Source organism: Thermoactinospora rubra (assembly GCF_002093975.1).
GTDB classification, from domain to species: Bacteria; Actinomycetota; Actinomycetes; order Streptosporangiales; family Streptosporangiaceae; genus Nonomuraea; species Nonomuraea rubra_A.
In genome coordinates this window covers 1-22,395 of record NZ_MSZZ01000090.1, presented here as the reverse complement: position 1 = coordinate 22,395, position 22,395 = coordinate 1, and the positions used below count along the sequence as shown (strand labels likewise).

The 22,395-nt window shown below is 71.4% G+C and carries 20 protein-coding genes and 1 tRNA gene; 8 read left to right on the top strand and 13 right to left on the bottom strand.

Annotated features, from left to right (window positions below; all coding sequences use genetic code 11):
* Window positions 1-41: 41 nt before the first annotated feature.
* Window positions 42-530, bottom strand: coding sequence for a MarR family winged helix-turn-helix transcriptional regulator (locus BSB02_RS38255; RefSeq protein ID WP_206185118.1), 489 nt, complete (start codon window positions 528-530; stop codon window positions 42-44).
* A gap of 18 nt (window positions 531-548) precedes the next feature.
* Between BSB02_RS38255 and pip the strand changes: the two genes are divergently transcribed.
* Window positions 549-1,526, top strand: a complete 978-nt coding sequence (gene pip / locus BSB02_RS38250; protein WP_084965897.1) for a prolyl aminopeptidase — start codon at window positions 549-551, stop codon at window positions 1,524-1,526.
* Here the strand turns inward: pip and BSB02_RS38245 are convergent.
* Window positions 1,480-2,490: a hypothetical protein gene (locus BSB02_RS38245; RefSeq protein WP_084965896.1), complete on the bottom strand. Its 1,011-nt coding sequence runs from the start codon at window positions 2,488-2,490 to the stop codon at window positions 1,480-1,482. The two genes, pip and BSB02_RS38245, sit on opposite strands and share 47 nt — an antisense overlap.
* Before the next feature lie 85 nt (window positions 2,491-2,575).
* Between BSB02_RS38245 and BSB02_RS38240 the strand changes: the two genes are divergently transcribed.
* Window positions 2,576-4,057 (top strand): hypothetical protein, encoded by a 1,482-nt coding sequence (locus tag BSB02_RS38240; RefSeq protein ID WP_240507040.1) that lies wholly within the window; start codon window positions 2,576-2,578, stop codon window positions 4,055-4,057.
* 6 nt (window positions 4,058-4,063) lie between these two features.
* Here the strand turns inward: BSB02_RS38240 and BSB02_RS38235 are convergent, their stop codons facing one another.
* Together BSB02_RS38235 and BSB02_RS38230 are read right to left on the bottom strand one after the other, a co-directional pair.
* Window positions 4,064-4,522 carry an NUDIX hydrolase gene (locus BSB02_RS38235; protein WP_276206401.1) on the bottom strand — a complete coding sequence of 153 codons (459 nt, stop codon included), beginning with the start codon at window positions 4,520-4,522 and terminating at the stop codon, window positions 4,064-4,066.
* Between the two features lie 85 nt (window positions 4,523-4,607).
* Entirely contained in the window at window positions 4,608-5,483 is an 876-nt protein-coding gene (locus BSB02_RS38230) for a helix-turn-helix domain-containing protein (RefSeq protein ID WP_206185117.1), read from the bottom strand.
* 80 nt (window positions 5,484-5,563) lie between these two features.
* Here BSB02_RS38230 and BSB02_RS38225 point away from each other — a divergent pair, with 80 nt between their 5' ends.
* Window positions 5,564-6,994: an MFS transporter gene (locus BSB02_RS38225; protein ID WP_084965893.1), complete on the top strand. Its 1,431-nt coding sequence runs from the start codon at window positions 5,564-5,566 to the stop codon at window positions 6,992-6,994.
* A 57-nt stretch (window positions 6,995-7,051) separates the two neighbouring features.
* On the opposite strand, the gene BSB02_RS38220 is transcribed toward BSB02_RS38225, so the two are convergent.
* Window positions 7,052-7,960, bottom strand: coding sequence for an aminoglycoside phosphotransferase family protein (locus BSB02_RS38220; RefSeq protein WP_240507039.1), 909 nt, complete (start codon window positions 7,958-7,960; stop codon window positions 7,052-7,054).
* A 172-nt stretch (window positions 7,961-8,132) separates the two neighbouring features.
* Entirely contained in the window at window positions 8,133-9,011 is an 879-nt protein-coding gene (locus BSB02_RS38215) for a polysaccharide deacetylase family protein (protein WP_143591718.1), read from the bottom strand.
* Between the two features lie 60 nt (window positions 9,012-9,071).
* Between BSB02_RS38215 and BSB02_RS38210 the strand changes: the two genes are divergently transcribed.
* On the top strand, window positions 9,072-9,437 hold the full coding sequence (locus BSB02_RS38210) for a MerR family transcriptional regulator (RefSeq protein WP_084965891.1): 366 nt from the start codon (window positions 9,072-9,074) through the stop codon (window positions 9,435-9,437).
* Between the two features lie 161 nt (window positions 9,438-9,598).
* Window positions 9,599-10,780, top strand: a complete 1,182-nt coding sequence (locus BSB02_RS38205; protein WP_084965890.1) for a cytochrome P450 — start codon at window positions 9,599-9,601, stop codon at window positions 10,778-10,780.
* 390 nt (window positions 10,781-11,170) lie between these two features.
* Here BSB02_RS38205 and BSB02_RS38200 read toward each other — a convergent pair whose 3' ends face one another.
* On the bottom strand, window positions 11,171-11,662 hold the full coding sequence (locus tag BSB02_RS38200) for a YajQ family cyclic di-GMP-binding protein (RefSeq protein WP_084965889.1): 492 nt from the start codon (window positions 11,660-11,662) through the stop codon (window positions 11,171-11,173).
* A gap of 135 nt (window positions 11,663-11,797) precedes the next feature.
* Here BSB02_RS38200 and BSB02_RS38195 point away from each other — a divergent pair.
* Window positions 11,798-11,882: transfer RNA gene (locus BSB02_RS38195), tRNA-Tyr, on the top strand.
* A 211-nt stretch (window positions 11,883-12,093) separates the two neighbouring features.
* Here BSB02_RS38195 and BSB02_RS41200 read toward each other — a convergent pair.
* Together BSB02_RS41200 and BSB02_RS43245 are read right to left on the bottom strand one after the other, a co-directional pair.
* Complete coding sequence (locus tag BSB02_RS41200) at window positions 12,094-12,294, bottom strand: hypothetical protein (protein WP_084965888.1); 201 nt, start codon at window positions 12,292-12,294, stop codon at window positions 12,094-12,096.
* Window positions 12,295-12,400: 106 nt separating this feature from the next.
* Window positions 12,401-12,523 (bottom strand): hypothetical protein, encoded by a 123-nt coding sequence (locus tag BSB02_RS43245; protein ID WP_276206400.1) that lies wholly within the window; start codon window positions 12,521-12,523, stop codon window positions 12,401-12,403.
* A gap of 242 nt (window positions 12,524-12,765) precedes the next feature.
* Here BSB02_RS43245 and BSB02_RS38185 point away from each other — a divergent pair, with 242 nt between their 5' ends.
* Together BSB02_RS38185 and BSB02_RS38180 are read left to right on the top strand one after the other, a co-directional pair.
* Window positions 12,766-15,666, top strand: a complete 2,901-nt coding sequence (locus tag BSB02_RS38185; protein WP_084965887.1) for a helix-turn-helix transcriptional regulator — start codon at window positions 12,766-12,768, stop codon at window positions 15,664-15,666.
* A gap of 291 nt (window positions 15,667-15,957) precedes the next feature.
* Complete coding sequence (locus BSB02_RS38180; RefSeq protein WP_143591716.1) at window positions 15,958-19,938, top strand: S8 family serine peptidase; 3,981 nt, start codon at window positions 15,958-15,960, stop codon at window positions 19,936-19,938.
* Here the strand turns inward: BSB02_RS38180 and BSB02_RS41800 are convergent.
* The 4 genes from BSB02_RS41800 to BSB02_RS38160 form a co-directional block, all read right to left on the bottom strand.
* A complete protein-coding gene (locus tag BSB02_RS41800) occupies window positions 19,904-20,467 on the bottom strand; it encodes a hypothetical protein (protein WP_206185116.1) in 564 nt (187 codons plus the stop codon). The two genes, BSB02_RS38180 and BSB02_RS41800, sit on opposite strands and share 35 nt — an antisense overlap.
* 409 nt (window positions 20,468-20,876) lie before the next feature.
* On the bottom strand, window positions 20,877-21,200 hold the full coding sequence (locus BSB02_RS38170; RefSeq protein ID WP_169729477.1) for a YciI family protein: 324 nt from the start codon (window positions 21,198-21,200) through the stop codon (window positions 20,877-20,879).
* A 100-nt stretch (window positions 21,201-21,300) separates the two neighbouring features.
* Window positions 21,301-21,684: a hypothetical protein gene (locus BSB02_RS38165; RefSeq protein WP_143591714.1), complete on the bottom strand. Its 384-nt coding sequence runs from the start codon at window positions 21,682-21,684 to the stop codon at window positions 21,301-21,303.
* A gap of 179 nt (window positions 21,685-21,863) precedes the next feature.
* Entirely contained in the window at window positions 21,864-22,358 is a 495-nt protein-coding gene (locus BSB02_RS38160; protein ID WP_084965883.1) for an ABC transporter permease, read from the bottom strand.
* Window positions 22,359-22,395 lie beyond the last annotated feature (37 nt).

Genomic DNA, 22,395 nt, shown 5'->3' with positions numbered 1-22,395 from the left:
CGGCACAGGCTGAATCCCCGGCATTCATGCCGGGGAGCACGTCAAATGTGCTCTCGCAGCCCGGCGGCCAGGATGCGGTCGCGGAACGGGCGGCGCTCCAGGGCCCGCACGGCCGCGAGCATCACCTCCCCCAGCGGCATCGGCAGCTCGGCGTCCAGCTCGGCCGCCGCCCGCGCCGTCGCCTCCCACTCCGCCTCGATCAGCGGCAGCGCCTCGCGGGCCCGGCCGGTGAGGTGGACGATGCGCTGCCGGGCGTCCGAGCCGGTTTCCAGCGTGACGAAGCCCGCGCGGCGCATCTGCGACACCGTCTGGCTGGCCGCCGAATGCGTGACCCCGATCGCCGACGCCAGCTCCCTGATGGTCATCGGCCCCGAAGCCACCAGGGCCCGGACGACGGGGGAGTAGCGCGGCCGGTAGTCCGGCATGCCGAGCTCGGCGTAGAGCCGGGCGATCGCGCCGTCGGTGAGCTCGTACAGCGTGCGCATCAACGTGCCCTGGCTGGGCGCCGTCCCCTCCGGAGTAGCCGACACAGAGATATATTAGCGCTTATGCATTCTCCGACCGAGCCCCGCGACCAGGGCATGCTCGACGTAGGCGACGGCAACCAGATCTACTGGGAGGTCGGCGGCAACCCCGAGGGCAAGCCCGCCCTGGCCGTCCACGGCGGTCCCGGCAGCGGGTCGAGCCCCGGCTGGCGCAGGCTGTGGAACCCCGAGGCGTACCGGATCGTCCTGTTCGACCAGCGTGGCTGCGGCCGGAGCACCCCGAACGCCGCGGACCCCGCCACCGACCTCGGCGTCAACACCACGCGGCACCTCGTCGCGGACATGGAGCGGCTGCGGGAGCACCTCGGGGTCGAGCGCTGGCAGCTGGCGGGCGGGTCGTGGGGCTCGACGCTGATGCTCGCCTACGCCGAGCAGTACCCCGAGCGGGTCACCGAGATGATCATCATGTCGGTGACCGCCGGGCGGCGCCGTGAGGTCGAATGGATCACCCGGGAGATGGGCCGGATATTTCCGGAAGAGTGGGACCGGTTCCGCTCCGCCGTACCGGAAGAGGACCGGGACGGGAACCTGGCCGAGGCGTACGCCCGGCTCCTGCGGCACCCCGACCCCGAGGTCCGGGAGCACGCCGCCCGAGAGTGGTGCCGGTGGGAGGACACCCACGTCAGCCTCGTCCCCGGGTTCAAGCCGAACCCGCGCTACGCGGACCCGGCCTTCCGCATGACCTTCGCCCGCCTGGTCACGCACTACTGGGCCAACGGCTGCTTCCTGGAGGAGGGCGTCCTGCTGGACAACGCCGGGCGGCTCAGCGGCATCCCCGGCGTGCTCATCCACGGCAGGTACGACGTCAGCAGCCCGCTGGAGACGGCTTGGCTGCTCCAGCGGGCCTGGCCGGGAAGCGAGCTGATCGTGGTGGACGACGCCGGACACGGCGGCGCGACGATGTGGGAGCAGGCCGTGGCGGCCGCCGACCGGTTCAGTCGCCCGGCAGCCACCACGTCCAGGCGTTCTTCCTCAGGCTGAAGGAGTCCTGCTTGACCGCGGCGCCGGTGTCGGGGTTGACGTTGCGCCGCACGGCCGCGATCGGGTTGCCCTCGGCGTCGGTGCGGAACGTCCACAGCGTCAGCCCGTCGCCGGACACCCAGCTCAGCCGCGCCGGGTACTCACGCTTCGGCGCGTAGCTCAGCTTGACGGCGTCGGAGACGGTGTCCTCGGTCAGGTCGTAGGTGCGCAGGCGGGCCCTGTCGGTCTCGTTCGGCCCGGTGATCAGCACGGCGACCGTCTTGGCGTCGTCGTTGAGCGCGATCGGCGCGTTGTTGCTGACGACCTGCGGCACGACGCGGCTCTCGACCTCGCTGCCGGAGGCGTCGTAGACGGCGAACTCGGTGGTGTTGTCCTCGGTGGTGCGCGAGGTGAGCACGTACTCGCCGCTGGGGCTGAAGCCCTGCAGGACCTCGGCGCCCGGGATCCGGGTCAGCGCGCCGTTGCGCAGGTTCGCCACCACCGACTTCCTGGTGGAGTCGGCGTCGAAGTAGTCGACGAAGAGCTTGCCGCCGTCGTTGGAGAGGGCCAGGTCGATGTCGGCCATGCCGATGCCCTTCGGCAGCCTGGCGGCGTCGCCGGGCAGCGGCTTGACCGTCCCCTTGGCCAGGTCGCGGGTGACCAGCCTGCCGTCGCTCTTGCGGAAGTACGCGACGTGCGCGCCGTTCCCGCTGATCGCGATGGGGGCGCTGGCCTCCTTGTCCACCTTGCCGCCGGCCGTCTTCGGGTGGACGACGGCGTCCTTGAGCACCAGGTCCTTGCCGGAGCTCAAGGTCAGCGTCCACGGGCCGCACGGCACCGTGTAATCGCGCTTGGCGCATCCCTTCACCCAGGCGTACCGCGCCTGGTCCCCCGCTCGCGCCTGCGCCTGCGCGGGCGCGGCGATCACCATCGTGGAGGCCGCTGCCGCAAGGGCGAGTACGGCGAACCCGCGTGAGTTGATCATGGTTGTCCCCTTCGTTTGCATGAATAGATGCGTGATCGTGGCGAAAGGTTGCGTCACGGATCGGCCACGCCGGAACAATGGGATCGTGAAGCGGCTGACCAGGGCGGAACGGTTACTCTGGCGGGCCTTCCCATCCGGCTCGTGGGTCGAGCTGGGCGACCCCGTGGGCGCGCGCCGTACCACGGCGGGAGGGAACGCCCCGCGAGAGGGCCACTCCTGGGGGCCCGAGCGGACCGTGCGGGCGGAGGTCATCGCGGCGCTGCTGCTGGGCGCCCGCGAGGCGGACGCCGGAGGGATTCCCGCGGTACGGCTGCGCGGGGCGCGGATCGTCGGCGCGCTCGACCTGCGCGGCGGGACCGTCGAGCACGAGCTGTCCCTGAGCGGATGCCACCTGGACGAACCGGTCGTCCTCACCGGCTGCGTCACCAGGACGATCCGCCTCACCGACTGCCGCCTGCCCGCCCTGATCGCGAGCGGGCTGCGCGCCGGCGGGCATCTCAGCCTGTCCGGCTCGCACGTCACCGGCGTCGTGCAACTGCCGCGCGCCCAGCTCGGCGACGGGCTGTGGCTCGCCGGAACCAAGATCGACGGAGACGGCGAGTGGGCGCTCGTCGGCAACGCCATGGTCGTCGACATGGGCATGCTCGCCATGAACGCCCACTTCACGGGCGGCGTCCGGCTGGCCGGCGCGCGGCTCAACGGCGGCCTGCTGATGGAGGGCGCCCGCCTCCACAATCCCGGCAAGGACGCCCTCGTGGCGGACAGCATGGTCGTCGAGGACGTCATGCGCTGCACCGACGGATTCCTGGCCGAAGGGTGCGTACGGCTGCGCGGCGCCCGGTTCAACGGCAGCCTGCGCATCGAGGGCGTGCTGCGCAGCCCGGACACCCGCTACGCCCTGCACGCCGGGCACATCGAGGCCCGCGAAGTGGTCCTCCGCCCGGCGGAGGCGGTCGACGGCATGGTGACCTTCGCGTACTCGCGGGTGGAGACGTTCGAGGACGATCCGGCGCGCTGGCCCGAGAAGCTGCGGCTCAACGGGCTCGTCTACGAGCGGCTGCGCGGCGGCGCCGTCGCGCGTCGCATCTCGTGGGCCGGCCGCGACCCCGACGGCTTCCGGCCCCAGCCGTACGAGCAGCTGGCCGCCTGGTACCTGCGCGACGGCAACGACGCCCTCGCCCGCCGTACCCAGCTGGCCAAGCTCCGCGCCATGCGGCGCCACCGCGGCGGCCTCGGCGGGCGGCTGACCGGCCTGCTGCTCGACGTCACGGTCGGGTACGGCTACCGCCCGTGGCTGGCGGCGATGTGGTTCGCGGCGCTGCTGGGCGCGGGCACGGCGGTCTTCGCGGCGCATCCTCCCAGAGCGATCAAGCCGTCGGAGAGCCCCGCGTTCGAGCCGTTCGCGTACGCCTTCGACCTGCTGCTGCCGGTGTCGGTGTTCGGGCAGCGCGACCACTTCGATCCGGCGGGGTGGACGCAGGGGTTCGCCTACGGGCTGATCGTCATGGGCTGGGTGCTGGCGACCGCGCTGATCGCGGGCGGGACGCGCGTGCTGCGGCCGAACTGACGCGCCTCACCCCACCAGGCTGACGGCCTGCTTGATCAGCGTGGGCAGGTCCTCGGGGTGGTACAGCACGTCGCTGTCCTCCAGCTCCTCCGCGCTCCACCAGCGCCAGCCGATCGTCGTCGCCTTCTCGATCTCCTCCATGCGGTCGAGCGACACCGGCGCGTCGCCGACGTACACCGCCAGAAAGGTCTGGTCCTGCGTGATGTCCCACTCGCCGAAGGTGAACCTGATGGTGCTCGTGCCGTACGGCGGGGCGAAAGCGGCCGGCTCGACCAGGATGCCGGCCTCCTCGTGCAGTTCCCGGGCGGCGGCCTCCTGGAGCGTCTCGCCGTCCTCCATCGCGCCGCCGATCGTGAACCAGCGCGTGATGTGCGGGGTGTTCGGCTCGAAGCCCTGGAGGAGGAGGACCTTGCCTTCATGGTTCACTGGCATGGCGCGAGCGGTGAACCGGCGGAGAGGGATCATATGGACCATCATGCCCTCGCCCGGCGGCTGGTGGAGGCGGCGGTACGGCAGGCGGTCACGGCGTGACGGCGGCTACGACGGGTTACTAGGACGGCGGCTGCTGGGACGGCGGGGCGGACGGTGCGCGGGTCGTGGTGGCCGCCAGGTGGCGCAGCTTGTCCTCCGACTCCGAGCCGGGCTCGGCGGCGAACAGGTCCATGCCCTGCAACTCGGGATCACCCGGCAGGCTGACGAGCTCCGCGGACAGCCGCAACTCGCCCACGACGGGATGGTGCAGGACGTAGTCCCGGTGCGTCGCGGCGGCCACGTGGTGCTCGTGCCACAACCTGCGGAACTCAGGACTCTCCCGGCAGATCGCATCGACGTGCGCCATGATCCGCGCGTACTTGGGATATCTCGCGGCCAGCAGGCGCAGCTGCGCCACGTGCTCCCGGGCCAGCCGCGGCCAGTTCTCCCCGTGCATGCGCCTGATCCCCTCGTCCAGGAAGATCAGGTGGGCGACGGTCCTCCGCTCCTCCGGCAGCGCCGCGAAGTCGGCGAAGACGGCGGCGGCCAGCCTGTTCCAGGCGACCACGTTGGCGTGCCGCCCCAGCACGAAGGCCGGGGTGAGGACCATGGAGTCCAGCAGCCGCTGCAGCCCCGGCCTGACCGGCGCCTGCGGATGGTCCTGGCACCTGCGCGCCGGGTGGGCGAGCGCGTGCAGGTACGCCCGCTCGTCGCCGGTGAGCCGCAGCACGTCGGCGAGGGCGTCCAGCACCTCGGCCGAGACGTTCCGGCTGTGCCCCTGCTCCAGCCGGGTGTAGTGGGCGACGCTCACCCCGGCCAGCATCGCCAGCTCCTCGCGGCGCAGCCCGCGCACCCGCCGGGTCCCGTTGCTCCCGTACGGCAGGCCCACGTCCTGCGGCCGCAGCCTGGCCCTGCGGGACTTGAGGAACTCGCTCAGCTCGGCGGCACGGTCCACAGTTACCCAGCCTATGCAACTTTTGCGTACTCAAGGTCCGGGGATGGCCCGCGTCCCGGCCCGCCAGCAGGCTGTCCGGCATGCGACGCTTGATCCCTCTCATGCTGCTCGGCCTCGGCAGCATGATCACCGCTCTGGACTTCACCATCGTCTACGTCGCGCTGCCCCAGATCGCGCGGGACGTCGGCTTCTCCGCGCATGCGCTGCAGTGGGTGGTCAGCGGCTATGCCGTACCCTTCGGCGGCTTCCTGCTCCTCGGCGGCCGCCTGTCCGACCTGCTCGGCAGGCGGCGCATGTTCGTGGCGGGCATGCTGCTGTACGGCGTCGCCTCGCTGCTCGGCGGCCTGGCCACCGAACCGGCGCTCCTGGTCGGCGCGCGGGCGCTCCAGGGCCTCGGCGGCGCCGTGCTCATGCCGGCGACCCTGTCGCTCGTCGTCACGATGTTCGAGGAGGGCCCGGCGCGCAACCGGGCGATGACCGTGTGGGCGGTGTGCGGCGCGAGCGGGCTCAGCCTCGGTGCGCTGCTCGGCGGCGTGCTGACGGGCGTGTTCGGCTGGGAGGCGGTGTTCTTCGTGAACGTGCCGCTGACCGCGGCAGGCGCTGTGGCGGCGCTGGCCGTACTGACGCCGGACGGGCCGAGTGGGGGCGCGCGGAGGTCGGCCGGACCGAGTGGGGGCGCGCGGCGGGCGGGTGGCTTCGACCTGCCGGGCGCGCTCACCGGAACCGCGGGCGTCACGGGCCTCGTGTTCGCGATCGCGCAGGGCGCCGAGTCCGGCTGGACCTCCTTCGGCGTGCTCGCCTCGCTGGTCGCCGCGGTGGCGCTGCTCGCCGCCTTCTTCGTCATCGAGGCGCGCAGCGCGAACCCGCTGATGCCGTTGCGGCTGCTGGCCAACCGGCACACGAGCGCCGCGGCCGGGGCCATCCTGGTCTACGGCATGACCCTCCAGTGCGTGCCGTACTTCCTGACCCTGCACTTCCAGGACGTGCTGGGCTACGACGCCCTGCGGTCGGGCCTGGCCTTCCTCGGACCCACCCTGGCCATCACGGCGGGCAACCTGGCCGCCGAGCGGCTGATCCCGCGCCTCGGCCTGCGCGGCACGCTGGTCCTCAGCCTGGTCGTCGGCGCGGCGGGTACGGCGGTGCTGGGCCTGAGCCTGTCCGCCGGGGGCTCATACCTCGGCCTGCTGGCGGGCGTCGCCGGCTTCGGCCTGGGGACGGGCCTGTCGTTCGCGACCATGTTCATCGCCGCCTCGACCGGCGTGCCGCCCCACGAGCAGGGCGCGGTGTCCGGGCTGTCCTCCACGGTGCTGCAGGCGGGCAGCAGCGCGGGCCTGGCCGTCCTGGTGGCGGTGGCGACCCGAGACACGACCGGGCTGGCAGGGGAGGCCCTGCGCGCGGCCACGGTGGACGGGCTGCGATCCGCGGTCCTGGTCGCGGGGGCGCTGGCGGTCAGCGGTGTGGCGGTCGCGCTGGCGCTGCCCCGGGAAGCCCGGGTGCCGGTTCCGCGATGACGCCGGACATCTTCGTGTGGCTGGCCGTTCGCGCCCGGTCAGGTCGTTCGCGTCCGGTCAGGCGAAGCGGTCGTGGTCGGCCAGGATCTCGTCGATCTCCCGCCGGAGGCCGGCCGCCCGCTCCGGGTCGGTGTCGATGTGCTGGGTCAGGACCAGCAAGGCCTTCCACAGCGCCCACCCGCGGGCCCGTGCCCAGGTGCCCTCGTCCTGGCCCACCGCGTGCCGGAACGCCTCCCGGCTCTCACCCTCGAACATCCCCCACGCGATCACCAGATCGCAGGCCGGGTCGCCGACGCCCGAGGTTCCGAAGTCGATGACGGCCACCAGCTTGCCGTCGGCCACCAGCAGGTTGCCGGGCGCGATGTCGCCGTGGAACCACACGGGCGCGCCGTGCCACTCGGCGGCCAGGGCGGCCTCCCAGACGGCGGCCGCCCTGCCGGTGTCGACCCGGCCCTCCAGCGCGGCCAGGCAGCGGCGGGTCTCGTCGTCGTAGTGCGCCGGTGACGCCCCGCGGTACCAGCTGTGCTCCCCGGCCTGCGGACCGCCGGTGGCGTCGCAGCGTTGCAGCGCGAGGATGAACTCCGCCACCGAGACGGCGAACCGGGTCATGTCGTCGATGCGCGCGCGTGCCGCCGTCTCGCCCTCGATCCAGCCGCGCACCGACCAGGGAAAGGGATAACCGTCGCCGGGGGCGCCCCTGGCCACGATCGTGGGAACGGCGACCGGCAGCGACGGCGCCAGCCGGGGCAGCCAGCGGTCCTCCTTGTCGACCGCGGGGACGTAGCCAGGGGCCGTCGGCAGCCGGACCGTCATCTCCGCGCCCAGGCGGTAGGTCCGGTTGTCCCAGCCGTCCACCTCCACGGGGGTGACGGGAAGGTGGCTCCACTGCGGGAACTGCGCGGCGATCAGGCGTTTCACCAGGGCGGCGTCGATGCCGGCACGGCCGTCGGGAGGAGTGGAGACCACCTCGGGATGATGGCTTTCTGCGATCGCGCCCCGCAACCGGATTTCGCGGCTGCAAGAACCAGGTTTGCGGGGTCGCATGAACCGGGTTTGCGGGGTCGCATGAACCAGGTTTGCGGGTCCGCATGAGCCGGGTTTGCCGGGTCGCATGAGCCGCCTGCGGTACCGCCGCCGGCTATCCGCGCTCCCCGAGCGTGCGCTGATAGTGCTCGGCGATCTCGTCGCTGGTGGTCAGCCAGACGTCGGGCTGCCCGGCGAGATACGCCAGCGCCTGGTCCAGGTACTTGGCGCGGAACGGCTGGCCGGTCACGAACGGGTGCAGGGCCAACGCCATCACCCGGCCGCTGTGCTCGGAGTCGGCGTGCAACTGCTCGTACTGGTCCTTGACGATCTGCACGAACTCCGGCCCGGTCGTGCCCTTGGCGAACAGGCCCAGGTCGTTGAGCTCGACCGTGTACGGGACGCTGAGCATGCCCGGGACGTTCAAGGGGTACGGCTGGTCGTCGTTGGTCCAGTCCAGCACGTAGCTCAGGCCGAGTTCGGCGAGCAGGGCAGGGGTATGGAACGTCTCGGTCAGCCCGGGCCCCATCCACCCGCGCGGCCTCCGGCCGGTGGCGGCGGCGATGGTGTCGACGACGTCGGTGAGGAAGGCTCGTTCCTCGTCGCGGGTCATGCCGGTGTGCAGGATCGAGTTGGTCCGCCCATGGGCGAGCCAGGCCCAGTTCCGCTCCAGACCGGCCTTGATGATCTGCGGGTAGTGGTGGACGACGTCGGAGTTCAGCAGCACGCTCGCCCGGATGCCGTGCCGGTCCAGGCTCTGGATGGTGCGCCAGATGCCCACGCGGGGTCCGTAGTCCCGCCAGCCGTAGTTGAGCGGATCGGGAACCAGGTCGGCGGTGCCGGGCCAGATGCTGGTGGACGGGCGGTCGATCAGGAAGTGCTCGACGTTGAGCCCGACGTAGACGGCGACCCTCGCGCCGCCGGGCCAGCTGATCGGCGGGCGTTCGGTGATGGGGCTGTAGTCGAAGAGCCGGTTCTCCAAGGTGTTCGTCATGCCGACACGGTAAAACCTAACATTGGTGTCAGGTTCAACCCCGACATGGCGAGGCTTCACATGAGGATCGGCGAGCTGGCGCGGCGCACCGGAGTGAGCGAGCGATCGCTGCGCTACTACGAGCAGCAGGGACTGCTGACGGCCGACCGCACACCCGGCGGCCAGCGCGACTACCCCGAGCAGGCGGTGGACCGGGTCATCCGCATCCAGGAACTGTTCGCGGCGGGCCTGAGCAGCAGGAAAATAGCGCGGCTGCTTCCATGCATGCGGGACTCGGACGGCGGCCCCTCGGAGATCGCCACGCCGCAGCTGGTCAGCGACCTCGTCGCCGAACGGGACCGCATCGACAGGATGATCGTCGAACTGACCAACTCCCGCGCCGTGCTCGACGAGGTGATCAACGCGGCGTCGGAACGCCGCGAATAGACGCGCCAGCCCGCCTGCGGAGATCCGTGCGTGAGAGCGCGCCGGCAAGGCTGGAGCGGCTGGCGTGACGAGCGCATCATGCCCTCGGCTGGGATCGGACGGCGTAAAGGCCTCGCCATCGGCTTGACCTTGACGCGACGTCAACGCCTTTCATGGGGCGTATGACCGCCACACGCCCCAGCCTGCCGTTCGACCGCCCCGACCCCATGGCGCCGCCGCCGCGGCTGCGGGCGAGCGCCGCCGTCGCTCCCGTGCGTACTCCCGACGGGCGGGATGCGTGGCTGGTCACCTCCTACGAGGCGGTGACCACGGTGCTGTCCGACCCGCGCTTCGCCCTGGCCCCGCCCGGTGACGCGGCGCCCGGCAACGACACGCTGTTCCAGGACGGCGAAGCACACCTCCGGCTCCGGCGCCTGGTGTCCAGGGCGTTCACGCCGCGGAGCATTTCGGCGCTGCGTCCCCGCATCGAAGCCGTCGCCGACGCTCGCGTCGCGTCCATGGCCGCCGGGGAACCGCCCGCCGACCTGGTCGCCGACCTCGCCGCTCCCCTGTCGATCACGGTGATCGGCGAACTGCTCGGCGTGGCGCTCGACGACCGCGAGCGCTTCCAAAGCCTGGCACAGGCCGTCAGCGCCGCGGACTTCCTCTCCGGCGCCGAGGAGGATCTGGCCCGGGCGGCTCAAGCATGGGAGGCGCTGGGCGAGTACGCCGCCGATCTGGTGGCCACCAAGCGGGCGCGGCCCGGCGACGACCTGCTCAGCGCCCTGATCGCGGTCCGCGACGCCGACGACGGACGGCTCGGTGACGCCGAGCTCGTCGCGATGGTGACCACGATCGTCTCCGCCGGTTACCTGTCGGCCGCCAATGCGATCTCCGTGAGCGCGATCCGGTTGCTGCTGGAAGGGCGGCTCGCCGACCTTGCCGCCGCCGAGACGGACGCGGTCGTCGAGGAGGTGCTCCGCCTCCAATCCGGCCTGACCGGCGAGCCGTTCCCCCGGTACGCCCAGGTCGATCTGGAACTGGCCGGTGTGGGCGTCCGGGCCGGTGACATGCTTCTCGTACGGCTGGAGGCGGCCCAGCGAGATCCCGCCCACTTCGCGGAGCCTGACCGCTTTCATCCCGAACACTTCGGCCCGGGGCGTGACTCCAGCTCTTCCCTGGCCTTCGGCCACGGGCCGCACTACTGCCTCGGCGCGGCCCTGGCCCGGGCCGAGCTCACCGCCGCTCTGGGCGCGCTCGCCCGCCGATTGCCCGGCCTGCGGCTCGCCGTTCCTCTCGAGGAGATCGAGTGGACGCGGGGCGGGGTGGACATCGGTCCCACGGCCGTTCCAGTCGCCTGGTGACTTTCATGAAAAGCGGGACCTCGTGAGAGGCTGCTCGCCACCCGAGACCGTGCACCGGCCGAACGCGTAGCTGTGCGGCGCCCCAGTCCTGCAGCCCGACGCCACCAGGTCTCGTGGCCGGGAAACAACGTGGGTCACCGCAGGCCCGAGCGAAGTCCACCACCCGACCCGGCTCAGCAACCGATGGCCACCGGCGACCCTGCCGATCCACAAGGACACCTCGGTCAATACCATCCGGCGGCCCTGGGCCGTACCTACCTCGGGAGTGGCCCGGGGCACACGAGACGACCCGCGTTCGTGGACGGCGCTTTCGACCGTGTGCCCCGGATGTGCCACTCCAGACTGGACGGAGTGAGAAAACCCAGGCCAGAACCTTGCTGGCCCCGCGTTTCAGCGGTAGTTCGTGAACTGCAGGGCGATGTCGAGATCCTTGCCCTTGAGCAGGGAGATGACCGCCTGCAGGTCGTCCTTCTTCTTGGAGCTGACCCGAAGCTCCTCGCCCTGGATCTGCGCCTTCACGCCCTTGGGCCCCTCATCCCTGATGATCTTCGAGATCTTCTTGGCGTGCTCCTGATCGATGCCCTCCTTGAGCCCGATCAGCATGCGGTACTCCTTGCCGGACAGCTTCGGCTCGCCCGCGTCGAGGATCTTCAGGGACAGGCCCCGCTTGATGACCTTCTCCTTGAAGACGTCGAGAGCCGCCTTGGCCCGCTCCTCGCTGTTGGCCTTGATCTCGATGGTCTGCTGACCGGACCAGCTGATGCTCGCCCCTGTGCCCTTGAAGTCGAACCGGTGTCCGAGCTCCTTGGCTGTCTGGTTCAGCGCGTTGTCGACCTCCTGCCGATCGATCTTGCTGACGATGTCGAAACTGCTGTCGGCCATCGGTATGGGTGTCCTCTCTTCTTCCCCTCCGACCTTAGCGCTCCGGGGCTAGACGGCTCCCGGGACAAAACCGGTGTCACGTGCACGTTGGAAGTCCGCTATGCTTCTTGCTGTCGCCGCGAGAGCGGATGGCACGGCAGGTTGCCCGAGTGGCCAATGGGAGCGGACTGTAAATCCGTCGGCTCAGCCTACCCAGGTTCGAATCCTGGACCTGCCACCACTGGTTACACCAGCTCAGAGGCCCTTTCGGGGCCTCTTTGCTTTTCCGGCGCAGGCAGCCGGAGGGCGCCCTGAGCAGCCGTATGCCGCTGGTCGCGGGATGGATCATGGGGCGTTTGCCCTGGTCGAGCCGGGCAGTGCGGGATATGCGCGGGATGGAACGCCGAAGGGTCCCGGATGATCTCCAGGACCCTTCATGGCGCGACCTGCCGTCACGTGGACAGGGCATCGTCTGTCCGCTTGTTGGCGATCTCCTGCTGGCCGTCAAGGTGGCGCAGCACGCCGACCGTCGAGGAGCTCGCCGCAAGGGGCCCAAGCCACGGCTGGCGCCCCTGATCAACGGCGCCGATCGCAGCCTGCGCTGGTTCGTCGAGGACGTCCTCGGGCTGTTCGAGCTCGACCTGTCCAGCCACCGCACCCCGCTGTTCGGGCTGCCGTCAACGAAGCTGTCACCCGGTACACGCGATTGCGTTATCTCTGCCCAGAGCCGCCTGAACCTGGAGATGGCCAACTGTGCGATCAACGCGCCGCTCGGTCGCGGCGGCGTCGGGCGGCGTGGATCTCGGCGTCGGCGACCTTGTCGTCCAACAGCGCGTACAGCTGTGTGGTCTCGGTGGAGGCGTGGCCGAGGCGGCGGCGCACGGGCTCGATTGAGACGCCAGCGTTGATGAACGACGCTGATCGCCGCCTCACGCCCGGATCTCGGGCTCCTGGTCGCCGATGACGGGCGAGCTCCACGGGCAGACGCGCTTCTTCGCGTGCGGGCCGACGCCACCCCGTGACGGGCGGGGCCGCGCCCGAACCCCAGCCAGCCGAAAACATCTACCGATGACCGGAATTGGCCGATACGGTCAGGGTTGCCTGGGAGGTAAGTACGGGTGTCGATGCCATCGCTGCCAGAGCCCACGACGCTCGTGGGACGCGACGAGGCCCTTGCCGCGGCCCTTGGCGCGCTCACCGGCGCCGCGGCGGGCCCGCCGGCGTTCGTGATCGTCGAGGGGGAGGCGGGCATCGGCAAGACCCGGCTCGTGCAGGAGTGTCTGGCCGCGCCGGCCCTGCGCGGGCGGGTGGTCGCGGGGGCCGCCTGCCCGCCGCTGCGGGAGCCATTCCCGCTGGGACCGCTGGTGGACGGCCTGCGCAAAGTGTGGGAGGGGGCAGGCCCGATCGCGCTGAGCCGGCTCGGCGGCGCGCTGCGCCCGCTGTTCCCCGAGTGGGCGGACGAGCTGCCCCCTCCGCTGGACGGCCTGGACGATCCGCGTGCCACCCGGCACCGGCTGTTCCGCGCGCTGAACGAACTCGTCGAACGCCTGAAGGTCGACGTGCTGGTGATCGAGGACGCGCACTGGGCGGATTCGGCCACGCTCGAATGGTTGCTGAACCTGTCCGCATCGACGGGCCACACCACGTCCGTCATGGTCACCTACCGGCCTTACGACGTCGCGTCCGGATCGCTGCTGCCGCGGCTGACCTCGCGCCTCCCCGCGGGCATGACCCCGGTGCGCGTCGCGCTCGAACCGCTCGACGTGCCGCAGACGCGCCGGCTGGTGGCATCCATGTTCGACGTCGAGGAGGTTTCCGAGCAGTTCGCGGCGTTCCTGCACGAGCACACCGGCGGAGTGCCGCTGGCAGTGGAGGAGAGCGTGCGGCTGCTGCGCGACCGGCGCGACATCGTGCGGTCCGGCGGCGAGTGGACCCGGCGGGTGCTGGCCGAGCTGCGGGTGCCGCCGACGGTCCGCGACTCCGTCCTGGAGCGGGTCGGGCAGCTGCCTCCGGCCACGCGGGCCGTGCTGAACGCCCTGGCGGTGCTGGGCGCCCCCGCCGACGAGCCGCTCGTCGCCGCGGTGGCCGGCCTGGACGCCACGGCGGTACGCGACGGCCTGTCCGGCGGGCTGGCGTGCGGGCTGCTGCGCGAGGCCGAGCCGGGCGCCTTCGCCTTCCGCCACGTCCTGGCAGCCAAGGCGGTCGAGGGCGCGATCCTCGCACCGGAGCGACGGCTCCTGCACGGCCGCGCCGGCGCCGCGCTCGGCGCGGACAAGCATCCCTCGCCGGTACGGCTGAGCCGCCACTTCCGCGAGGCCGGCGACGTCGAGGCCTGGGCGCGCCACGCCGAGGCCACGGCCGAACTCGCCCTGCAGTCCGGCGACGACCACACCGCGGTGACCGTGCTGCTCGACCTGCTGACCGAGGCCGAGCACCCGCTCGAGCGGCGGACCCGGCTGGCCAGCAAGCTGGCCGAGGCCGCGACCATGGGCTCCGAACCGCCGTCCACGCTGGAGGGGCGCGTGCGGGATGCGCTCGAACAAGTCCTGCGCGACCCCGCGCTTCCCGCGCAGGACCGCGGCGAGCTCCGGCTGGCGCTCGGCCGGCTGAAGCTGGCGCTGGAGCGGTGGGACGACGGTTTCGCCGACGTGGAGGCCGCCGTTCCCGACCTCGGACACCGGCCGGCGCTGGCCGCGCGCGCCATGCTCTACCTCGCCACCCCGCTCACCGAGGCCTGGCCGGCGACCCGGCACCTCGCGTGGGCGCGGCAGGCCACCTCGCTCTTCGACCGGATCGACGACCCCGTCGAACGGCTGCTGTCGGCGTTCAGCCACGCCACCGCGCTGCTCATGCTGGGCGAGGCGGCGGGCTGGCACGCGGCCGACGACATCCCCACCACGGCGGCCACCGAGAGCGAAGCCCGCGAGATCGCCAGGGGCTCGCTCAACATCGCGCACTGCGCCCTGCTGTGGGGACGCTACGCCGAGGCACGGCACTGGGCCGACAGAGCCGGGCGCCTCATCGACAACACGGGCTTTCGCAGGGTGAGCGACCCCCACCGGATCGGCAAGGCGCACCTGGCCTGGTATACCGGCGAGTGGGAGGGCCTGGCCGAGTCGATCGCCGACATGGTGGAGGCGCCGCCGGAGGAGTCGCCGCACCGGCTGGACGCCCGGCTGCTCCTCGGCAAGCTGAGCCTGGCCCGCGGCGCCCGGCAGCGGGCCGAGACGCTCCTGACCGAGGTCATCGAGGGCGCCCGGGGCCGCGCCAACCCGTTCGTCTACGCGCAGGCCGCGATGGCGCGGATCCACCTGGCCGCCGGGGCTCCCGAGGCCGCGCTCCGCCTGACCGAGCCGGTCATGGCCGTCATCGAGGGCAAGGGCGTCTGGCTGTGGGCCACCGACCTGGCGCCGGTTCACGTCGAGGCGCTGCTCGGGGCCGGCCGCGAGGAGGAGGCCCGCCGGCTGGTGCGCGCGTTCGCCGCCGCCGCGCCCGCCCCGGCGCCGTCCGCGGCGCTGGTCACCTGCCGTGCCCTGGTGGAGCCCAACTCCGCGACGGCCGCCGACCTTTACGGCGCGGCGGCGGCCGCCTGGGCCGCGCTGCCCCGGCCGTACGACGAGGCGCAGGCGATCGAGCGCGGGGGCGGGGCGCTGCTCCGCCACGGCGACACCGCCGCGGGCATCGGCCTGCTGTCGGAGGCGCTGCGCCGCTTCAAGGACCTGGGCGCCCGCTGGGACGCCGACCGGGTCGCGCACCTCATGCGCGAGAACGGCGTGGAGGTGCCGCTGGCCTGGCGCGGCGGCCGGCGGGGCTACGGCGACCGGCTCTCGCCGCGCGAGCGCGAGGTCGTGGACCTGGTGGCACAAGGCTGGACCAATCGCAAGGTCGCCGCCGCGCTCTACCTGTCGCCGCGTACGGTGGATCGCCATCTGAGCACCGCGATGCGCAAGCTCGGCGTCTCCTCCCGCACCGAGCTGGCGCGGGTTGTCGCGCTCACCGCCGACTCCGAGCAGATTTTTGGGTGAATCACCCAATCGCGACGGCTGGCGTGCCCGCCAACACTGATCCGCGTGGAGCGACGACCCCAAGACCGCCCTCTGGAGGCATTGGAGACCCCTCCGGGGCCGGCGGTGCCTGCCCCGGAGGGAGCCTCTTCAGGCTCCCGGCATGACCACCCCGCGGACGCCAGCCCCGGCCCGCCCACCGGCGCGGCCCCCATCGAGCCGTCCGCCGAGCCCTCTATCGAGCCCTCCATCGAGCCACCCTTCGAGCCCGCCGACGGGTTCGAGCCCCTCTGAGCGCGAAAGCCGAGAACGATGACATCCCGATTACTGGCACTCCTCACCGCGTCCGCCGTGGCCGCCGGCCTGATGGCGGCCGTGCCGCCGCCGGCCGGCGCGGAACCCACCCCGTCACCGGCCGAGCCCCCCGCGGACGCCCCGACCGTCACGCTGGTCACAGGTGACCGCGTCCGGGCCGTGGCCAGGGGCGACCGCTGGGACGCCAAGCCCGTGCCGGCGCCGCGCCCGGACGGCAAGGCGCCCACGTTCAGCACCAAGCGCACACCCCGCGGCCTGTACGTCTTCCCCGACGACGCCGCCGCGGCGATCCAGGCAGGGGTGCTCGACCCGGAGCTGTTCAACGTCACCTACCTGATCGACAACGGTTACGCCGACAACCGGGCGCCGCGGCTCCCGGTCATCGCGGAGTATCCGAAGAACCAGCCCGCGCTCAGGAGCGCCGCCGACGCGCTGCCCGCCTCCGCGGTCACGCACGCGATCGACGGCCTCGGCGTGGCGGCGCTGGAGGTGACCAAGAGCGAGGCGCCGGCGTTCTGGTCGGCCGTCCGCGGCGGCTTCGCCGCGCCGCCGGGCGCCTGGGGCGATGGACCGTCCGGCGCGCGCGCCCCGAACAAGAAGCTCGCGGCGGGGCTGGCCAAGCTGTGGCTGGACGTGCGGGTGAAGACCACGCTGGAAGAGAGCGTCCCGCTGGTGGGCGCACCTGCCGCGTGGGCGGCCGGCCGCGACGGCTCGGGCGTGAAGGTCGCCGTGCTGGACACCGGCGCCGACCTGAACCACCCCGACCTCAAGGGTCAGATCGCCGAAACGAAGTCGTTCATCGGGAGCGAGGACGTCCAGGACAAGCACGGGCACGGCACCCACGTGGCCACCACGATCGCCGGCACCGGCGCGGCCGGGGGCGGCAAGCGCAAGGGAGTGGCGCCGGGCGCTCGGCTCCTGGTGGGCAAGGTGCTGGACAACACAGGTTCGGGGACCGCCTCGCAGGTCCTGGCGGGCATGGACTGGGCGGCGCGCAGCGGCGCCAGGATCGTGTCCATGAGTCTGGGCGCCGGCGTGACCGGCGGCACCGACGTGCTGAGCCGGAAGGTGAACGAGCTGACCGCGGAGACCGGCGCGCTGTTCGTGGTCGCGGCGGGAAACTTGGGCAGCGCCGAGCAGACCATCGCCACGCCGGGGACCGCCGACGCCGCGCTGACCGTCGCCGCCACCGACAAGAGCGACAAGCTGGCCTCCTTCTCCAGCCGGGGGCCGCGCTGGGGTGACCTGGCGCTCAAGCCCGACATCGCCGCGCCCGGCGTGCACATCGCGGCGGGCAGGGCCGAGGGCACCTCCTTGTGCGAGGGCGCCTGCGTCCAGCCCGGCGACGGGCCCCTCGACGCCCACTACACGGCGTCCTCCGGCACCTCCATGGCGACGCCCCACGTCGCCGGCGCGGCGGCGATCGTCGCCCAGCGGCATCCCGACTGGACCGCCGGGCAGCTCAAGGCGGCGCTGATGAGCACCGCCAAGGACGCCGGGTTCACCGCCTACGAGCAGGGGGCGGGCCGCCTCGACGTGGCCCGCGCCGACGCCCAGCAGGTGGTGGCGACCACGGCGAACGTGGACTTCGGCGTCGTGCCCGACGAGCACGCGCCGGTCACGAAGCAGATCACCTACGCCAACTTCGGCACGGCGCCGGTCACCCTGTCGCTCACCCAGACCGTGGGTGACGGGCTGTCCGTCGACGCGAGCGTGACGGTCCCGGCGGGCGGCACCGCCACGGCGAGCGCCACGGTGGATCCGGCCAAGGCGCCACGCGGGGTTCACAGCGGCGCGGTTGTGGCCACCGACGGCGGCGACATACGGGTGACCACCCCGGTGGGACTGGTCAGGCAGCCGGAGAAGGTGCTGCTGACCATCAGAACGCAGTGGCGGGACGGCGAACCCGCGGTCGCCTCCGCGGTCGACGTGGTGGACGTGGCCGGCGACGCCGGTGACCTGACCGACCACGTGCGTGAGGTCGACACGGGCGTCTACCAGGTCAGCGTGCCCCGTGGCACCTACCATGTCGCGGCGATGCTCTTCGGAATCGACGAGCGCCTGCGGGAGAACCTCGGCTTCATGGTCGATCCCGAGGTGACGGTCGACGGCCCCGCCGAGGTCGTGCTGGACGCCACGAGAATGAAGAAGGTCACCTTCACCGCCGACCGCCCGGTCGAGGCGTCGACGGTGATGGAGGCCCAGCCGATGAGCATGGAACGCGTCACCGCCGCCGGAGCCCACTATCACCGCGGATTCTTCACCCGGTACAGCGGGTACAAGTGGGTGACGCCCACCAAACGGGTCACCAAGGGCGAATTCGACTTCAACGTAGGGATGCCGCTCGCCCCGCCCGAAGTGGAGATGCGAGTGCTCGGCGATGATCCGATCGAGCTTGATCCGAGGGTGTACCCGCACGACGGCCCCATCACGGAGTCCGGTCCGATCCGGATGAAGGACCAGGTGTCGTTCGACGGGGTGCACCGCCTGGCCGCGGTCGACGTGGCCTACGGCAGAGCCGAGGACCTGGCGGGCAAGGACCTGCGGGGCAAGCTGGCCCTGCTCACGCTCGACTGGCGCCACAACGAGGAGCGCTGGCTCGACACGTCGCTGATCCAGCCGATCAGGGACGCCGGCGCCGCGGGCATCCTGGTCACCAACACGCATGCGAACTACGTCTTCCCGATCTTCGTCGGGCCCCCCGCCGATGATCCGGTCCCCGTCGGCATCCCGGTCGTCTCACTGATCCCGCAGGAGATGGAGGCGCTGCGGCAGCGCCTGGCCAAGGGACCGGTCACCATCGAGGTCAAGGGAACTCCGCAGGAGAAGGCGCAGTACGCCTACGCGTTCTCCGCCTTCGAAAACGGCCGGATTCCCGACGACCTCGACTACGACCTGACCGACGGCAAAGTGGCCAAGGTGGACATGCGGGTGCACGCCGCGCGGCCGACCACGTTCTATCCGGCCGTCTTCCCCTTCAAGCCCCGGTACTGGGACGGTTACGCGCTCCAGATGAACCAGGTGAAGGCTCCGGGGACGCACCGGCTGTACATCGGGCCGCTGTATCCCGATGTCGTCTATCACCGCACCCTGGGCGCGACCAGAGAGGGGACGGGCGCGGGCGGAATCGACATGGAGTCCGAGACGGCGGTCAAGCTGTTCACCAGACCCGGCCGGACCGCCGAGCGGTGGAACGCCGGTCCGTCCGCGCCAGGCGTGGCCGTGGCGTCCGACGCCGTCTACCGGCTGCCGTGGAAGGAGGAAGAGGGGTGGCAGGAAGGCGACGTGGGCGCGGCGGCCAACCAGCTGACGGGCCGCGGTTACCCGGTGCACAGCTGCCAGATCTGCCGGCGCGACGACAACCTGCTCTTCCCGTTCCTCTCGCAGGTCAGAAGTGACAACCACTACACCGGGCCGCACAACAGCCGGTTCGGGATCGACAGCGTCCGCCTGTGGTCGGAGGGCAAGGAACTGCCCTTCGACGACGACCACGTGTACACGCTGCCCGAGAAGCGGGCCACGTACACGATGAGCGTCGAGGAGGGAGACACCTCCGCGACGTGGACGTTCACCTCCGAACCCGTGACCGCGGACAACACCCAGCGCGGGCACAGGTGCGGCGGTCACGACTGCCGGGTGGAGCCGCTGGTCTTCGTCCGCTACGACCTGGGTGACACGGTCGCCATGGACAACACGGTGGCGGCCGGTCCGGTCCACGCCTTCAAGGTCATCGCCTATCACGCGCCCTCGTCGAAGCCCATGCCGGACATCCGCGACGTCCGGCTGTGGACCAGCACCGACGGCGGCGCCACCTGGAAACGGGTGCCGCTCGTCGCCGGGCGCGACGGCGCCTACACCGCCCTCGCTCACTACCCGCGCGGCGCGACCTCGGTCAGCCTGAAGGTCGAGGCCAAGGACACCGCGGGGAACGTGGTGCGACAGGTCAGCAAGCACGCCTTCCAGCTGCGCTCCCGCTGACGGCCACGCGGCCGGTCCCTCCCGGGGCCGGCCGCGTTGGCGCGTCGGGCCCGGCGGCAACGTCGAGGCGGCGTTCCGCGCAGCAGGCGCGCACGGAATTTGCTGGTCCTGAGTGCCGCTGACCTTCCAGCTGCCGGCGTGTCTCTAACTGCCTGTCGATGACAAGCTGGGTCCAGACGACGCCCCGCACGGGAGGGACCTGTACGGCCACGCCTTGACGACCGATCGCGTCACGTTCCCCGGGGGAGAGATCTGCCAGCGCCCGGGCGAGCCTGCCTACCGCCGCCCCCACCGCGAGCCGATCCACCACTCGCTCGTCATGCCCCACGTCGTCGGGCGGAGGCCCTGACCTGGCAAGCGCCTGATACCGGCGCAGGCCGGGGCGGCCGTCGCGGCGGAGGAGGGCCACCGAGAAGCGGGCGACCCAGACGACGGCCGTGCCGCAGACCAGGAAGAAGCCCAGGATCAGCACCTCGAAGGGGCCGTCGCCCGGGAAGCTGCTGTAGTGCAGGATGACCAGTCCGGTCACGGCGACGAGGGAGAGCAGTGCCTTCCCCGGAGGGTCGATCAAGGCGCGGGTGAGGGGCGGTAAGTCCGGGTGAAGGTCGGTTTGGGACACGGTCGAAGGTATCGCGGCGCACCAGGCTACGGCCGGATCGCCACGGCCCGAGGGCACACCGACGATCGGGGCGGGCATCGTCGTGTCCGGAACGGGGTTCCAGATCAGGGCGAAAGAAGCTCGGTCATGGAGGGTTCCTCGTCCTGGACAGCGATCAGCGTCGATGCTCCGCTGTCCGTGAGTGGCGCGACAGGCGCCGCCGGTGGTGCTGTCTGGAGTGGTACGGCCCGGCATCGATGAGGCGGTCAATCGGATCACGGCGGCCAGATGAGAGATCTTCAGTGTGGCGGCGGTTCCGGGTGATCGCTGGAGCGCCCGGCTATGCCGTGCCCCGGATTCGCGATTCGTCGACGCCGAGCAGTACGGCGAGCGAAGGATGGACGCGCCCCGCGGTGATCGTCGTGATGGCGTACTCCGCGACCCCGGCCTTGACGAAGGGATCCTCGGCGGCGATCCGCTCCGCCGTGGGCCGATCGATGCCGGCGGCCAGGATCGCCCCTCCCTCACTGGTGGGGACCGTCTGGCCGGAGACCAGGAAGACGCCCTCGCGGTGGTGGCGCTCCAGGAACCTCACATGATCACCCATGTACGGCTCGGCCTCGGCTTCGTCGGTGCGGTATCGCAGTATCAGCAGATGGAGCAAGGCGCCTCCCCGAAGTGCTCGGCGTGAGACCCGAACAGAGCAGTTCTAGCGGATGGGGAAGGCGGACCCCACCTCGCCATGATCATCGGGGTGCCGAGGTCTACTGTCCTGCCACTTCGTCCAGCAGGTCGTCCACCAGCCGCCTGGACGAGTCGACCACCTCGGCGAGGTAGGACTCCAGGAGGTTGAGCGCGCTGTGGATGTCGGGTGCGCTCCGCCGGGGGAGGGTGAGCAGGTTCTTCTCTTCGACGGCGGCCGTCGCGTCGACCGCGAAGGCGTTGCCCTCCTGGCGGATCGCCACGGAGAAAAGCACCTCGCGGCCGTCAGGCAGGGTGAAGACCGTCCCGGCCGTGGCCCCGGCGGGCGGGATGAGGTGGGAGAACGCCCGGCTGCGGACGAACGGGTGGTGCAGCTCGGTGAAGAGCTCCAGCGCTCGGTTCAGCGACACGAGCAACGCTCCCGCCGCCTGGCTCGCACTGTCCACACCTTGAGCGTAGATCACGCTGCTCAGATGCGCATAGAAGTCGCGGAATGCGAGCTCACCGTCCGGCCGTGAACCGGCTTGCGAAATGGCCCGGCTTCGTGTGCCAAGTCGCTAAATATCACCATCTATCCCACCTGGCACCTGCGCAACACACCAATTCCCCTGGGAAGCGGGGAGCGCTAGACGCCCTTGCGCATCGCCCGGTTCCCCAGGACCAGCCCGATCATCGCGATCGCCAAAGCGACCGCTCCGCCGTACGCCACCGAAGATTCCCACACCCGCCCGGTGAAAAGCGCACGGGAGGCGTCGACGATGTGCGAGAGCGGATTGAACGCGCCCACGACCCGCAACCATCCCGGCCCGGATTCCAGGGGCAGCAGAACCCCGGAAAGCAGTAAAAGGGGATAAAGGAGTGTCTGGGTGAGAATGTAGAAGAGCGTCCCGTTGGGAGCTGATTTGATGGCCAGCACGAAGGACAGCGAGCCCAGCCCCACGCCCAGCACCACCAGCAGCAAGACGCCCATCACCGCGCCGCCCAGGTGGAGATCGAAGCCCAGGGGCACGGCGAACGCGATGATCAGGACGGTCTGCACCAGGAAGACGAGCGTCTCCTTCAGCGTCCGCCCGACCAGCATGGCGGTACGGCTGAGCGGCGTGACCAGCAGCCGTTCCATGAACCTTTTTCATCCTCGTGCGGAAGCCGCTGGCCAC

Excerpts from the sequence above, each read along its gene's own strand:
- BSB02_RS38245 (WP_084965896.1), bottom strand. The coding sequence starts at position 2,490 with ATGATCAACTCACGCGGGTTCGCCGTACTCGCCCTTGCGGCAGCGGCC.
- BSB02_RS38160 (WP_084965883.1), bottom strand. The coding sequence starts at position 22,358 with ATGGAACGGCTGCTGGTCACGCCGCTCAGCCGTACCGCCATGCTGGTC.
- pip (WP_084965897.1), top strand. The coding sequence starts at position 549 with ATGCATTCTCCGACCGAGCCCCGCGACCAGGGCATGCTCGACGTAGGC.
- BSB02_RS38225 (WP_084965893.1), top strand. The coding sequence starts at position 5,564 with ATGCGACGCTTGATCCCTCTCATGCTGCTCGGCCTCGGCAGCATGATC.
- BSB02_RS38215 (WP_143591718.1), bottom strand. The coding sequence starts at position 9,011 with ATGACGAACACCTTGGAGAACCGGCTCTTCGACTACAGCCCCATCACC.
- BSB02_RS38200 (WP_084965889.1), bottom strand. The coding sequence starts at position 11,662 with ATGGCCGACAGCAGTTTCGACATCGTCAGCAAGATCGATCGGCAGGAG.
- BSB02_RS38210 (WP_084965891.1), top strand. The coding sequence starts at position 9,072 with ATGAGGATCGGCGAGCTGGCGCGGCGCACCGGAGTGAGCGAGCGATCG.
- BSB02_RS38205 (WP_084965890.1), top strand. The coding sequence starts at position 9,599 with ATGACCGCCACACGCCCCAGCCTGCCGTTCGACCGCCCCGACCCCATG.
- BSB02_RS38185 (WP_084965887.1), top strand. The coding sequence starts at position 12,766 with ATGCCATCGCTGCCAGAGCCCACGACGCTCGTGGGACGCGACGAGGCC.
- BSB02_RS38235 (WP_276206401.1), bottom strand. The coding sequence starts at position 4,522 with ATGATCCCTCTCCGCCGGTTCACCGCTCGCGCCATGCCAGTGAACCAT.
- BSB02_RS38180 (WP_143591716.1), top strand. The coding sequence starts at position 15,958 with ATGACATCCCGATTACTGGCACTCCTCACCGCGTCCGCCGTGGCCGCC.